Genomic DNA, 13,088 nt, shown 5'->3' with positions numbered 1-13,088 from the left:
CCTCAGTCGTCGCCGAACAGGCGGCGGTTCTTGTCGACGAAGGCGCGAATGCCCTCCACCAGCGGGCCGTGCCGCCCCTTCAGATAGGCCCAGCCCGCGCTCGCCCCGATCAGGGCGCCGATCGCGTCCACGATCAGGTCCCACATGGTGTCGACCAGACCGGACTTCTGGGTGTTCAGGCCGAACAGCTGGTCCAGGGTGAACTCCCAGATCTCCCACAGGGCCCCGATCATGACGGCGAAGCAGAAGGCGAAGAAGGCCACGGTGATCGGCGCCGCTTTCAGCCGCTCCCCCTTGACCAGCATCAGCATCAGCAACGACCCGACCAGGCCAAAGGCCACCGCCGAGCCGCCGTGCAGCACCACGTCCCACCACCAGTACCGCTCATAGAAGTCCCCGACCTCGCCCAGCAGCAGGGTGGCGCACAGGAAGGCGGCGATGGCGGTGACAAAGGCCGTCGGCAGCCTGACCCCCACCTTCTCGCCCAGCCAGATCGGAACCAGCGTCAGCAACAGGGTCCCGACGCCGACGAAGGTGACGCTGAACTCGTCGGTCACAAACCCCAGCACCGCCGCCCCGATCAGGATGATCCAGGTCAGATAGAGGATGATGGGCGGACGGTTCGTCGAGATCGATGGCGTCATGGGATTCTCCTGAGGCCGCCGCAAACCATCGCCCGCAGCCCCGCCTGTCACCTTAAGATCATTCGCGCGTCCGAATCCAAGCCTTTGAAAACACGACCAGGGACGCGCAGCGTTCGCCTCGGCGCCCATTCAGCGTCACTGCTTTGAAAACAGCAGACCGCGAACGCCATTGGCCCAGGCCCGGACGCCGGTGACGTCTCCATCCGCATCCCGCTCGAAGACGAAGGTGGTCGAGCCCCGCAGGCGGGCGGTGAAGCCGTCGGCGAAGCTGGGGCTCAACGGCCACTCGACCGCAAACGGTTGGCGAACGACCAGGCCATCACCGCGCTGGATCAGGCTGATCCGGGTGTCGAGTTCCGGACTGTAGTAGGTCCCGACCAAGGCCGACAGGGCTGCGGGGTCGCTCGCGGCGGGTGGCACGGCGACGAACCGGCCCTGGCTCAGGTTCAGCTCCGTCGCCTTGGCGTTCGTTCGCGCGAAGCGGACCTGCTCGCCGTCCGGCGCCTGAAAACGGTCCTCGCCCAGCGCGGCCAGCGCCCGGACGCCGCCTTGCTTCAAGGTCAGTTGGCCATTGACCGCCTCGACCTGGACCAGCGCCCCCGTCACAGGATTGCGGAACAGGCCCGGATAGGGCGTCAGGTCCACGTTCGACGTCTGGACCGCTGCCGTCGCTGCTGCGCCTTCGGCGGACGAAGCCGTCCGTCCGGCCGGCAGCACCAGTTCAGCGATCTGCTCGCCCATTGCGATCGGATTGATCCCGCCGTTGTTGCACAGCACGGCGATCGAGACGCCCTGATCAGGATAGCGCGCCAGCCAGGTCTTGTAGCCGCCGGTCGAGCCGCTGTGCGCCACCAGACGCCGGCCCTGATCCGGCGCAAGCTCCAGTCCCAGGCCGTAGACCAGAGGCTTGCCGTCATTCAGACGCCCGGGGACTTGCAAGGCCGCCGCCAGCGCCGTACCGCCCGCCAGGACGGACGGCTGGTCGAGGAAGGCGTTCCAGCGCAACAGGTCGCCGACCGTCGTCAGCATTCCGCCGTTTCCGTAGACATTGGTGAAGGGCATGTTGGCGATGAAGCCGGTTTCGGTCGGCGCATAGGCGGTGGCCCGCCCCGGAACGACGGTGCGGAAATCCTCACGCCAGCGCGTATGGCTCATGCCCAGCGGCTGAAACAGGCGCTCGTCAGTGAACTGCTGCAGACTGACGCCGCTGATCCGTTCGACGATCATCGCGGCCAGGGCGTAGTTGGTGTTGGTGTAGAAGAACTCGTCGCCCGGCTTGAAATTCAGCTCCTTCTGGCGTGAGGCCAGCTCGAGGATCAGGGGCATGCTGTGCACCTGGGCCCCCGGCCCATTGCCGGTCAGGGCCAGCAGGCTCCACTGCTCGCGCAGACCGCTGGTATGGTTCAGCAGATGGCGCAGCGTGATCGGAACGCCGTAGTCCGGCATCTCCGGAAGATAGCGCCGAATATCATCGTCAAGACTCGCCTTGCCGTCCTCGACCAGCAACATGATCGCAGCGGCCGTGAACTGCTTGGCCAGAGAGCCGGTCTCGATGATGCTGTCCGCCGTCAGCGGGTCAGCGTGTTCCAGATCGGACTGTCCGCGAGCGACAATCTGGTCGGGCGCGCCCGGGCTCCTTACCCCAGCCACACAGCCCGGCCCGGTCTGCGCGATCGTGGCGAAGGCGGGTTCGAGGTCGATCGCCACCCTCGATTGAGCGACGGCGGTCGAGGCGAGGCCGGTAAGAAGGCAGGCCGCGAGGGTGATGCAGATGACTGGGCGCATGGAAGTCTCCGATGAAGCTTCCGCCCTAAGGTCGGCCGTGCAGCACACCAAGCCTTGATCGGTGAATGGTCGGTTTGGTCGGTGAACGACCAGCCTACTTCAACCCGTCTTCCGCCAGGGTATGCGCGACGATGGCGTTGGCGTGGCCGTGGCCCATGTCGTGCTCGTTCTTGAGCAGGGTCACCAGTTCCATGTGCTTGGCGGGATAGGCGGCGCGGACCTCGGCCTTCCACTCGGCGATAGGCCGTCCGTACTTCTTCTCGATGGAGGGAAAATAGGACGCGGGGCCCTTGATCGGCTCGTCAGTCATCGGCGGTTCCCTCCAGTTATGCCACACTAAGCGCAGCCTGGCCGTGTCGCGCAATGGCCTCGCATCACGGCGATCGGACACAAGGCCTTCACCCGCGCCCGCCTCAGGGTCTAAGACCCCTCTCATGAGCACAGCCCCGCTTCCCGACGCCGCCCGCCAGAACTGGGTGGACCGCTACGCCCCCGAGGGGCTGAAGCCGTGGCTGAAGCTGGGTCGCTTCGACCGGCCGATCGGCATCTGGCTGCTGCTGCTGCCCGGCTGGCAGGGGATCATGCTGGCCCTGAACCAGTACGACCGGCCCTTCGGCGGCTACGAGCTATGGCTGATCGCAGGCTTCGCCATCGGCGCCTCCCTGATGCGGGGCGCGGGCTGCGCCGTGAACGACATCGTCGACCGCGACTTCGACGCCCAGGTGGCCCGCACCGCCCTGCGCCCCATTCCGGCGGGCCAGATCAGCGTCAAGCAGGCCTGGGCCTTCGTCGCCGGCCTGTGCCTGATCAGCCTGTGCATCCTGCTGACGATGAACCTGACCTCGGTGCTGCTGGGCGCCCTGTCGCTGGGTCTGGTCGCCGCCTATCCCTTCATGAAGCGCATCACCTGGTGGCCCCAGGCCTGGCTGGGCCTGACCTTCAACTGGGGCGCCCTGCTGGGCTTCGCCGCCGCGACCGGCGGCCTGTTCTCATTGGGCTGGCTCTATGTGCTGGAGGTTCGCGCCAGCGGCGACGCCTACTGGATGGCCGAGGGCCTGAACCGCATGGGCCATGTCGCCCTGTCGGCCCTGCTGCTCTACGCCGGCGGCCTGTTCTGGACCCTGGGCTACGACACCATCTACGCGCTGCAGGACATCGAGGACGACGCCATGGCGGGGATCAAGTCCTCGGCCCGGCGGTTGGGTGCCCAGGTCAAGCCGGGCGTGGCGGTCTTCTACGCACTAGCCGTCCTCTTGGCGGGCGCGGCGGGCTTCGCCGCAAACCTCGGCCCGATCTTCTACGTGGGTCTGGCCGCCTACGCCCTGCACCTGGCCTGGCAGGTGAAGCGCCTGAAACCCGACGACGCCGCCCTGGCCCTGCGCCTGTTCAAATCAAATCGTGAGGCGGGATTGATCCTTCTGGCCGCGATTGCGTTCAACGGCCTAGCTTACTGATCTCGCCTTAGGAGTACCGGCATGATCCCCTCGCGCACCGCTCGCATTCTGCTCGTCACCGTCGCCGTCGCGGCCTCGCTCGCCGCCTGCCAGCGCGCCGAAAAGAAAGAGGCCGAAGCGCCCAAGGCCGCTGCAGCCGCCACGGCCGACGGCCCGCTGAAATACGACAGCGCCACGCCCTACGCCAAGACCAGCCTGACCCTGCCCGAGGCCATCAAGACCCAGCCCGAGCTCTACGCCGCCCTCTATCGTCAGGAGGTCGCCGACCTGGCCAAGTACGCCGAAGGCGCCCAGGCCGACCGTACCGAGGCCGGCGGCGAGAGCGCCATGGGCCCCTATGAGAAAACCATCGTCTATGGCGACGCGGTCCAGACCGGCCGCCTGTTCAGCGCCATGCGCACCGACTTCGACTATTCGGGCGGCGCCCACCCGAACACGGTCGCCACGGCCCTGCTGTGGGACAAGACCGAGAAGCGCCGCATCACCCCGGCCGACCTCTTCGCCAAGGGCGCCGAGCTGTCGTCGCTGGAGCGCGCCCTGTGCGACGCCGTCAACACCGCCAAGAAGGCCCGCCCCGGCGCGACGCCGGTCAGCACCAAGGCCGACACCTGGTCCTGCCCCAAGCTGAAGGACGTGGCCATCGTCCTGGCCCCCGGCGATGCGGCGGGCAAGGCCGGCGGCCTGACCTTCCTGCTCGACGCCTATGCGGTCGGCCCCTACGTCGAAGGCGCCTACTACCTCACCCTGCCCGCCTCGGCCTTCCAGAGCCTTCTGGCCCCGGCCTACGCCTCCGAGTTCGGCGGCAAGCCGCTGAAGACCGGCGACGTCACCAACGACCTGCGACCGAAGTAAGGGCTAGAGCCACTCAATCCTCCCCCGTTCACGGGGGAGGGCGACCATGCGCAGCATGGTGGAGGGGGCGGACACAGGCTGGCATTCAACGGCGCAAAACACCGCGCTCGCTGCTCGCCCCCTCCACCCCGCCGACGACGTCGTCGCGGTCCCCCCCCCGCTACGCGGGGAGGATCACCCTACTTCAGAAACTCATCGACCAGCGCGCCCAGCCGCTCCGGCTGGTCGTTCATGATGAAGTGACGGCTGTCGTCGACGCGGACCAGCTTCACCCCCGGCAAGGCGGCGTATTCGCGGCTCCACATCCCGTCGGCCATGGCGCTCGGCACCCCGCCGTCCGCATCCGCCGCATAGACGGCCCAGACCGGCGTGGTCATGGCGGCCAGGCCAGGACGAGCGTCGGCCGTCATGACATCGCGGATGGCCGAGGCCATGGCGTGACGATCGGACGTCATCGACCACTCGACCATGGCGGCGTGTCCGGCCTCGTTGCGCATCATGCCTCCCGCCGTGCGCTCCTGCTGGACCCGATAGCTGGCGGCGTCGGCGTTCAGAATGCCCGCCGCGGCCTGTTCGGCGAAGGGCTTGGCGCTCTCGGCCGTCGCGGTCGGGCCGTAGAGGGCGCTGAAGAAGGGCAGGCTGTCCACGCTCATCAGCTTGCCGACAACCTCGGGGTGCTGCTGCGCCACCAGAAGTCCGGTCAGGGCGCCCATGGAGTGACCGATGATCGCGGGCCGGTTCAGCGTCTTGGCGTAGCGGGCCACCTCGTCGACCGCGGGCTGAACGAAGGCGCCGTCGCCGTGGCTCCAGGCCTCGCCCGCAAACCCCGCCAGTTGGACAAGATGCACCCGGTGCGTCGCCGACAGGCGCTCGGCCAGCGGCCGCCACACATCCCGCGACGAGGCGAAGCCGGGGATCAGGATGACGTCGGGACCCTGGCCCATCACCTCGACCGACAGGCGGTCCGAGGCGAAGGCGGGCGCCGACTGCCTGGTGGCGGTCTCAAGCGTGGCGGCCTGGGCCGGCGAGAAGATGTTTCCAGCAGCCCAACCGACAGCGGCAGCCAGCATGAAGGCGCGAAGGGTCCTTGCGGGAGCGGAGATCTTGGACATGGCGTTTCCTTTCGGTTTTCAGAAAAAGCCCCTCCCCCCACCGTCATCCTCGGGCTTGACCCGAGGATCGGGTTGTCGGTCGGCGTGACCCCGGCGATGCAAGGCGCGCAGCCGGGCTCGATCCTCGGGTCAAGCCCGAGGATGACGGCGGAAGGCAGGGACAAAAAAGTAAGGTTAAACTGACACGAAGATCAGACGGACGTCAGGCGTGCGGGTTCTCAAAGACCTCTTCCACCGGCCGCTCGAACAGGGCGGCGATGCGGTAGGCCAAGTCCAGCGAGGGGTCGTGCTTCTCGGTCTCCAGGGCGTTGACGGCCTGACGCGAGACCCCCAGCGCCTGACCCAGCTGCTCCTGGGTCCAGTTGCGCTCGACGCGCAGCAGTTTCAGCTTGTTCTTCATCAGTTCGACGACCGGATGAAGGGCGAGACGCTGCCAAACACGGCCCAGAACAGCGGATAGATCATCCAGCCCTCGGCGTGCGGCGCCCCGGCGAAACTCTCGCCGAAACCCCAGGCGCTAAAGGCGGCCATGGCCACGCCCGCCGAGACGATGAACTGCTTGGCCGTGACGGCGCGGACGAACTCGTCGCTGTCGCGCATGAAGCTCAGCGTCGCCCAGATCTGGCCGGCGATGGGCGCCGCCACCGTCAGGGCCAGAGCCCAGGCGGCAGGCGTGTTCTGGATCGTGTCGAAGGCCCCGCCGATGGTCGTCAGCATGACGGCGACATAGCCGCCCATGAAGGCCATGGTGCGGATCACATAGCGGCGGCCGGCGGGGGTGGTCTGCTTGGACAACGTCAACATGGAAGGCGCTCCTGACTGAATGTAAGGCCGACCTTACTCCGCTTTCATGTCATGTCAACCTGACTTTTCGTCAGGCGCGCCTGACCCCGTACAAGCTCCTCGCCGCCAGGCTCCTTCTGTCCTAGACACACCCCATGCACCTGACCCCCGCCAACGCCCCCGACTTCATCGCCGCCAACACCCGGCTGCAGGCCGTGCCCCACGCGCCCGAGATTTCCCTGTGGCTAGCGGACGAGATCACGCCCCTGTGGCGCCTGACGGAAGAAGAACTGGGGGCCATGGGCCTGCCCCCGCCCTTCTGGGCCTTCGCCTGGGCCGGCGGTCAGGCCCTGGCCCGCTGGCTGCTGGACCACCCCGATCAGGTCGCAGGCCAGCGCGTCATTGATCTGGCCACCGGCTCAGGCCTCGTCGCCGTCGCCGCGATGAAGGCTGACGCCGCCAGCGTTCTGGCCGCCGACATCGACCCCTTCTGCGCCGCCGCCGTCGCCGCCAACGCCCGGTCCAACGGCGTCGAGATCGCCTTCACCGACGCCGACCTGCTGGACGCGCCGCCCCCGCCCGTCGACCTGATTTGCGCTGGCGACGTCTTCTATGAAAAGCCGATGGCCGAGGCGGTGCTGGCCTGGCTGAAACAGGCCCAGGCCAACGGAACCCGCGTCATCGTCGGCGACCCCGGCCGCACCTACTTCCCAAAATCCGGTTTGACCCTGCTGGCCGAGTACACCGTCCCCACCACCCGCGAGCTGGAGGATCAGGAGGTCAAGCGCTCGCGCGTCTGGTCGCTGGACTAGTCGCCCTCGCCCCGATGGGCGCTGACCGCCTTCAGCGCCGCCAGCGCCCGTTCGCGCCCCTCGACATGATCCACGATGGGCCGGGGATAGGTCGCGCCCAGCCGCACCCCCGCCTCGGCCAGAACCATCGGCGGCGCGGTCCACGGGGCGTGGACCCAGCGGTCCGGCAACCCCGCCACCTCGGGCGCCCAGCGCCGCACATAGCGCCCCTGCGGATCGAACTTCTCGCCCTGAACCACCGGATTGAAGACGCGGAAATAGGGCGCAGCGTCGGCCCCCGAGCCCGCTGTCCACTGCCAGTTCTGCACATTGCTGGCCAGATCGGCGTCGGTCAGGCAGTCCCAGAACCAGGCCTCGCCCAGCCGCCAGTCGATCAGCAGGTGCTTGATCAGGAAGGAGGCGACCACCATCCGCACCCGGTTGTGCATGGTCCCCGTCGCCCACAGCTGGCGCATCCCGGCGTCCACCAAGGGATAGCCCGTCCGCCCCGCCTTCCACGCCGCCAGCCCCTCGGCGTCGTCGCGCCACGGCATGGCGTCGTATTCCGGCCTGAAGGCCCGCTCCGGCAGATAGGGGAAGTGATGCAGCAGGTGAGCCGAGAACTCGCGCCAGCCGATCTCGGCGACGAACTTCTCCGCCTCTCCCGCCGGAACCCGGCCCTGCACGGCGGCGGCGCGCACCGCCTCAATCGCCCGCCACGGACCGATCTCGCCCCAGTGCAGGTGCGCCGCCAGGCCGCTGGTCCCGGCCCGATCCGGTCGATCACGGTCGGTCGCATAGGTCTTCAAGCCCCCGGCGACAAAGGCCTCCAGCGTCGCCTTGGCCCCCGCCTCCCCAGGCGTGCCGACAAAGCCAGAGGACCAGTCGGGCCGCGTCGGATGCAGGCCCCAGTCGTCAATCGCCTCGCTGGAAGCATCCTCCGGAACCGAGATCGTCTCGGGCGCGTCCATCCCCGATGGGGCTTCAGCTGCGGTCAGAAGGGCCTTCAGGAAGGGGGTGAAGACCTTGTAGGGCTGGCCCGACCCGTTCAGCACGGCGCCCGGCCGGCACATCAGCGTGGCGTTGAAGCCCCGGCACACGACCCCGTCCGCCTTCAGTCCATGGGCGATGTCGGCGTCGCGGGCGAAGGCCTCGGGCTCGAACAGCCGGTTCATGAAGACCTGATCGGCGCCCGTCTCGGCGATCAGGCGATGCAGCTGCGCCTCCGCGTCGCCGCTTCGCAGGATCAGCCGCCCGCCGCGCGCCCTCAGGTCCGCATCCAGCGCGCGCAGGCTCTTGTCCAGCCACCAGCGCGAGGCCGCGCCGATGGCCCGCCCCTCCAGCCGCTCGTCCCGCACATAGATCGGCAGCACCGGCCGCCCGCTCGCCAGGGCATGGTGCAAAGCTGGGTTGTCGGCCAGCCGCAGGTCGCGACGGAACCACAGGATGACGGGCGGGGAAGCGGGCAAGCGGCGGTCCTGACGTGGGCGAAACCCTGAATACGGCTCCGCTTCCCTGATGGATCAGGCGTCGCGCGGCAAGACGGTCAGCACCCGCGCCATGAACTGATGGAACTCTTCCATATAGTCGCGCAGGAACTGCTCGGTCTCGGGCACGGTGACCTCGCCGTCATCGGTGATCAGGCCGGGCTTGAACTGGATATAGGCCTCCGGCGCGTTCATCTGCGGCGCCTGCAGGAAGCCCAGGACGCTGCGCAGGCTCTGCTGCGCCACCGCCGTGCCGATGGCGCCGGGCGAGGTCCCGATCACCGCCGTCGCCTTGCGCGCGAAACTGTTGGTCCCATAGGGTCGGCTGGCCCAGTCGATGGCGTTCTTCAGCCCGCCGGGAATGGAGCGATTGTATTCCGGCGTCACAATCAGGATGGCGTCAGACCGCTTCAGGTCCGCCTTGAACCGCGTAGCCGCCTCGGGAAAATCGGCGTCATAATCGTAGGAATAGAGGGGCAGGTCGGCGAACGAGACCTCGTGGAATTTCAGTTTCTCGGGCGCCAGCTTGATCAGGGCCTTGGCCAGTTTCCGGTTGATCGAATTCTTGGCCAGGCTGCCGACGATATAGCCGACGTTATAGGTGGTCATGACGCGCATCCTGCTGGGTGAGACGACACCGATCGCCGTCTCAGGCGAAATGCCTCATCAAGCTTGGCGGTTCCCTCAGACGGTGACGGCCTGGCGCCCCCGTCCCGCCTCGCCAAAGACCCGCAGATAGCGCGCGATCTCGCCCCGGTCGCCGGTCGCCTTCTCGACATTGTCCGACAGCTTGACCGCCGAACGCCCGCCCGCCCGCGTCACCTTGCAGACCAGGGAGATCGGCGTCAGCTCCGGCATGGGCGCGGGCGCGCAGTCGCGGAAGTCGTTGGTCAGATTGGTGCCCCAGCCAAAGCTGGTCCGCACCCGCCCCTTGAAGTGGGCGTGCGTCGCCTCGATCGTATCCACGTCCATGCCGTCGGCGAAGACCAACAGCCGTTCGCGCGGATCGCGCCCCTGCGCCTTCCACCAGGCCATGATCTCCTCGCCGCCCGCAATCGGCGGTGCAGAATCGGGCCGGAAGCCCTTCCAGTCGGCCAGCCAGTCCGGCGCGTCGGCCAGAAAGGCTCGCGTCCCGAACGCGTCCGGCAGGGCCACCAGCAGGTTGCCGTCATAGGTGGCGCGCCATTCCTCCAGCACCTGATAGGGCGCGCGCCGCAAGGCCGCATCGTCGTCCCCGGCCAGGGCCGCCAGCACCATGGGCAGTTCGTGGCCGTTGGTGCCCACGGCCTCCAGGTCGTTGTTCATGGCCAGCAAGACGTTGGACGTGCCGATGAAGGCGCTTCCCAGCCCCTCCTTCAGCGCCTCGACGCACCAGCCCTGCCACAGGAAACCGTGCCGCCGCCGCGTGCCGAAGTCCGAGATGGCCAGCGGCTCCAGCGCCCTCAGCCGCTCGACCTTGCCCCACAGCTTGGTCTTGGCCCGCGCATAGAGGACGTCCAGCTCGAACCGCCCCAACCGCCGCAAGGCCTTGCGGCTGCGCAGCTCGTTCAGGATCGACAGGGCCGGGATTTCCCACAGCGTGACCTCGGCCCACGGGCCTGAAAACTCCAGCCGGAACTGCCCGTCCGCCCCGCGCGACAGGTCGTAGTCGGGCAGGCGATAGTCGGCCAGCCAGGCCAGGAAGTCGGGGCTGAAGATCGACTTCACCCCATAGAAGGTGTTGCCGCCCAGCCAGATCAGCTCACGGTTGGTGAACCGAAGGGTGCGCACATGATCCAGTTGCGCTCGCAGTTCGTCCACATCGACCTCTTCGGCCAGCCGCACCGTGGTCGTGCGATTGATAACCGAAAACGTCACCGGCACGTCGCGATGCCGACGCCAGATCAGCTGCAACATCAGCAGCTTGTAGAAGTCGGTGTCCAGCAGGCTGCGGACGATGGGGTCCAGCCGCCAGCCGTGGTCATAGGCCCGCTTGGCCAGATCGACGCTCGCCATGCCGGATCAGTCCGCCTTCTGCGTCGCCGGTTCGATGATGGCTTCGGGCGGGGCCTCGTCCTCGTTGACCAGGCGGCCCTCGCGGTGCGGCTTGATATAGGGCGTCGGCTGCGGCGTCGGCATATTGCCGCGGATCAGGGCGGCGCCGGCCTTCAGTCCGCCGGTCAGGTCCAGGTCCAGACGCGCCTCGTCGCGACGGCGCACGTCAGCGATGACGTCCGCCACCTCATCCTCCGGCAGGCCCAGCTCCTCCAGCACGGCCTGACCGAACCGAAGCGCCGATTCAAAAGTCTCGCGCACCTGATAATCGACCCCCGCTTGGATCAGGCGCAGCGAATGACCGCGGTCGAAGGCCCGCACCATCAGCTTCACGCCGGGGAACTCGGACTTGACCAGTTGCACGATCTTGTCGGCGGCCTCCGGCTTGTCGACGCAGACCAGCACCGCCTCGGCCTTGCCCGCGCCCGAGGCCCGCAGCGTGTCCAGGCGGGTGCCGTCGCCGTAATAGACCTTGAAGCCGAAATTCCCGGCGGCCTGGATCATCTCCACGTCGTTCTCGATGATCGACACGTCCACGTCGCGCGCCAGCAGAGGCTGCGACACCACCTGGGCGAAGCGGCCGAAGCCGATGATCAGCACCTGGCCGCGCAGGCCCTCGGCGGCGTCCACGCCCTCGGCCTCTTCCGGCGACAGACCCGCCTCCTTGGGCAGGAAACGCTTCAGCGCCAGGGTGGTCAGCGGCGTCAGGGCCATGGACAGGATGACGATCGCCGTCAGAGCCGCGCTGGCCTGGGCGTCGATCACCCCGGCCGTGGCGGCGGCGCTATACAGGACGAAAGCGAACTCGCCGCCCTGGGCGAACAGGGCCGCCCGCTCGATGGCTTCATGATGGCGCGCCTTGAACAGGCGGGCGACCACATAGATCACCAGGGCCTTGACCACCATGAAGGCGGCCAGACCGGCCAGGACCACGCGCCAGTCGTTGATGACCACGCCGATATCCAGGGCCATGCCGACCGACAGGAAGAAGAGGCCCAGCAGGATGGCGCGGAACGGCTCGACGTCAGCCTCCAGCTGATGCCGGAAGGTCGAGTCCGACAGCAGCACCCCGGCCAGGAAGGCGCCCATGGCCATCGACAGGCCGACCCCGTCCATGATCCAGGCCGTGCCCGCCACCACCAGCAGGGCGGCGGCGGTCATCACCTCGCGTCCGCCGTTGCGGGCCAGGAAGCGGAACACCGGATTGATGGCGTAGATGCCCACGACCAGCACCCCCGCCAGGGCCGCCAGGGCCAGGCCGATCGACTGCCACAGCGGCGTCGTGCTCTCGGCCGACTGCCCCATCGAGGCCCCCAGCAGGGCGACAATGGCCAGCAGGGGCACGATGGCCAGGTCCTCGAACAGCAGGATGGACACGGCCCTCTGACCGCCCGGCGTCGGCAGATCGCCGCGCTCTTCCAGCATCTGCACGATGACGGCGGTCGAGGACATGACGAAGCCCATGGCGCCGACAAAGGCCACCGGCGCCGAAACCCCTGCCGCCATGGCGACCAGGGTCAGGGCCAGCCCCGCCAGCCCGACCTGGGCCGCGCCCAGGCCGAAGATCTCGTTCCTCATCCCCCACAGCCGCTTGGGCCGCATCTCCAGACCGATGATGAACAGGAAGATGACCACGCCGAACTCGGCGACGTGCAGGATGGTCTCCGGCTCGCGGAACAGGGCCAGGCCGAACGGCCCGATGGCCACGCCCGCCGCCAGATAACCCAGCACCGAGCCCAGCCCCAGCTTGCGGAAGATCGGCACCGCCACGACCCCCGCCGCCAGCAATGCGGCCACATGGCCCAGTTCCAGTCCCGTCGCAGCCTCGGCCATCGCTCACCCTTAAGTTTGAGCCTTCATTGTGGGGGCGAAGCGTCGTGATTGCGAGAGGGCTTGGCGATGATGCGCCCGCGCCACACCCGATCGCCCCCTCCTGTCAGCGCGAAACAGTCGCCACAGTTCCGCCGAACATCGTCATCCTATTGAGCGAGACAGGGATGGAGGAAACGTCGATGCCCAACCACAACCCGGCCCCACGACGCCCGGCGAACACGGCCCTGGCCGCCGTCGCCGCCCTGATGACCGCCGCCCCGGCCCCGGTCATGGCCGCGCCCGTCCCGGTTCCGGTACAGGGCGATGGAACCCC

The 13,088-nt window shown here is 68.0% G+C and carries 13 protein-coding genes; 3 read left to right on the top strand and 10 right to left on the bottom strand.

Annotated elements, in window-relative coordinates; genetic code table 11:
- Window positions 1-2: 2 nt before the first annotated feature.
- From IFE19_RS02830 to IFE19_RS02820, 3 genes are all read right to left on the bottom strand, one after another.
- Window positions 3-644 (bottom strand): hypothetical protein, encoded by a 642-nt coding sequence (locus IFE19_RS02830; protein ID WP_225910367.1) that lies wholly within the window; start codon window positions 642-644, stop codon window positions 3-5.
- A 135-nt stretch (window positions 645-779) separates the two neighbouring features.
- Window positions 780-2,429, bottom strand: coding sequence for a serine hydrolase domain-containing protein (locus IFE19_RS02825; RefSeq protein WP_207825483.1), 1,650 nt, complete (start codon window positions 2,427-2,429; stop codon window positions 780-782).
- 94 nt (window positions 2,430-2,523) lie between these two features.
- The gene (locus tag IFE19_RS02820; protein ID WP_207825481.1) at window positions 2,524-2,739 is read right to left on the bottom strand and encodes a DUF4287 domain-containing protein; all 216 of its coding nucleotides are present in this window, start codon (window positions 2,737-2,739) and stop codon (window positions 2,524-2,526) included.
- A gap of 124 nt (window positions 2,740-2,863) precedes the next feature.
- Between IFE19_RS02820 and IFE19_RS02815 the strand changes: the two genes are divergently transcribed.
- Both IFE19_RS02815 and IFE19_RS02810 read left to right on the top strand, forming a co-directional pair.
- Window positions 2,864-3,883: a UbiA family prenyltransferase gene (locus tag IFE19_RS02815; protein WP_207825480.1), complete on the top strand. Its 1,020-nt coding sequence runs from the start codon at window positions 2,864-2,866 to the stop codon at window positions 3,881-3,883.
- 21 nt (window positions 3,884-3,904) lie between these two features.
- Window positions 3,905-4,735: a DUF3298 domain-containing protein gene (locus IFE19_RS02810; RefSeq protein ID WP_207825477.1), complete on the top strand. Its 831-nt coding sequence runs from the start codon at window positions 3,905-3,907 to the stop codon at window positions 4,733-4,735.
- Between the two features lie 179 nt (window positions 4,736-4,914).
- On the opposite strand, the gene IFE19_RS02805 is transcribed toward IFE19_RS02810, so the two are convergent.
- From IFE19_RS02805 to IFE19_RS02795, 3 genes are all read right to left on the bottom strand, one after another.
- On the bottom strand, window positions 4,915-5,847 hold the full coding sequence (locus tag IFE19_RS02805; RefSeq protein ID WP_207825475.1) for an alpha/beta fold hydrolase: 933 nt from the start codon (window positions 5,845-5,847) through the stop codon (window positions 4,915-4,917).
- A gap of 202 nt (window positions 5,848-6,049) precedes the next feature.
- Window positions 6,050-6,247 (bottom strand): helix-turn-helix transcriptional regulator, encoded by a 198-nt coding sequence (locus IFE19_RS02800; RefSeq protein ID WP_207825472.1) that lies wholly within the window; start codon window positions 6,245-6,247, stop codon window positions 6,050-6,052.
- Window positions 6,247-6,651: a hypothetical protein gene (locus IFE19_RS02795; protein ID WP_207825470.1), complete on the bottom strand. Its 405-nt coding sequence runs from the start codon at window positions 6,649-6,651 to the stop codon at window positions 6,247-6,249. Before IFE19_RS02795 ends, IFE19_RS02800 begins: the two co-directional genes overlap by 1 nt.
- Window positions 6,652-6,785: 134 nt before the next feature.
- Between IFE19_RS02795 and IFE19_RS02790 the strand changes: the two genes are divergently transcribed.
- Window positions 6,786-7,442 carry a class I SAM-dependent methyltransferase gene (locus IFE19_RS02790; protein ID WP_207825468.1) on the top strand — a complete coding sequence of 219 codons (657 nt, stop codon included), beginning with the start codon at window positions 6,786-6,788 and terminating at the stop codon, window positions 7,440-7,442.
- Here the strand turns inward: IFE19_RS02790 and IFE19_RS02785 are convergent.
- The 4 genes from IFE19_RS02785 to IFE19_RS02770 all read right to left on the bottom strand — a co-directional run bounded on the left by IFE19_RS02785 (window position 7,439) and on the right by IFE19_RS02770 (window position 12,775).
- A complete protein-coding gene (locus IFE19_RS02785; protein WP_207825467.1) occupies window positions 7,439-8,890 on the bottom strand; it encodes a cryptochrome/photolyase family protein in 1,452 nt (483 codons plus the stop codon). The two genes, IFE19_RS02790 and IFE19_RS02785, sit on opposite strands and share 4 nt — an antisense overlap.
- A gap of 54 nt (window positions 8,891-8,944) precedes the next feature.
- Window positions 8,945-9,517 (bottom strand): NADPH-dependent FMN reductase, encoded by a 573-nt coding sequence (locus IFE19_RS02780; RefSeq protein WP_207825465.1) that lies wholly within the window; start codon window positions 9,515-9,517, stop codon window positions 8,945-8,947.
- A gap of 75 nt (window positions 9,518-9,592) precedes the next feature.
- Complete coding sequence (locus IFE19_RS02775; protein WP_207825464.1) at window positions 9,593-10,903, bottom strand: nicotinate phosphoribosyltransferase; 1,311 nt, start codon at window positions 10,901-10,903, stop codon at window positions 9,593-9,595.
- Window positions 10,904-10,909: 6 nt separating this feature from the next.
- Window positions 10,910-12,775: a monovalent cation:proton antiporter-2 (CPA2) family protein gene (locus IFE19_RS02770; protein ID WP_207825463.1), complete on the bottom strand. Its 1,866-nt coding sequence runs from the start codon at window positions 12,773-12,775 to the stop codon at window positions 10,910-10,912.
- Between the last annotated feature and the right edge of the window lie 313 nt (window positions 12,776-13,088).

The sequence above is a fragment of the Brevundimonas pondensis genome, from assembly GCF_017487345.1.
Lineage (GTDB): Bacteria > Pseudomonadota > Alphaproteobacteria > Caulobacterales > Caulobacteraceae > Brevundimonas > Brevundimonas pondensis.
The sequence above is the reverse complement of the archived record's forward strand: the minus strand, read 5'-3'. Positions and strand labels throughout refer to the sequence as shown.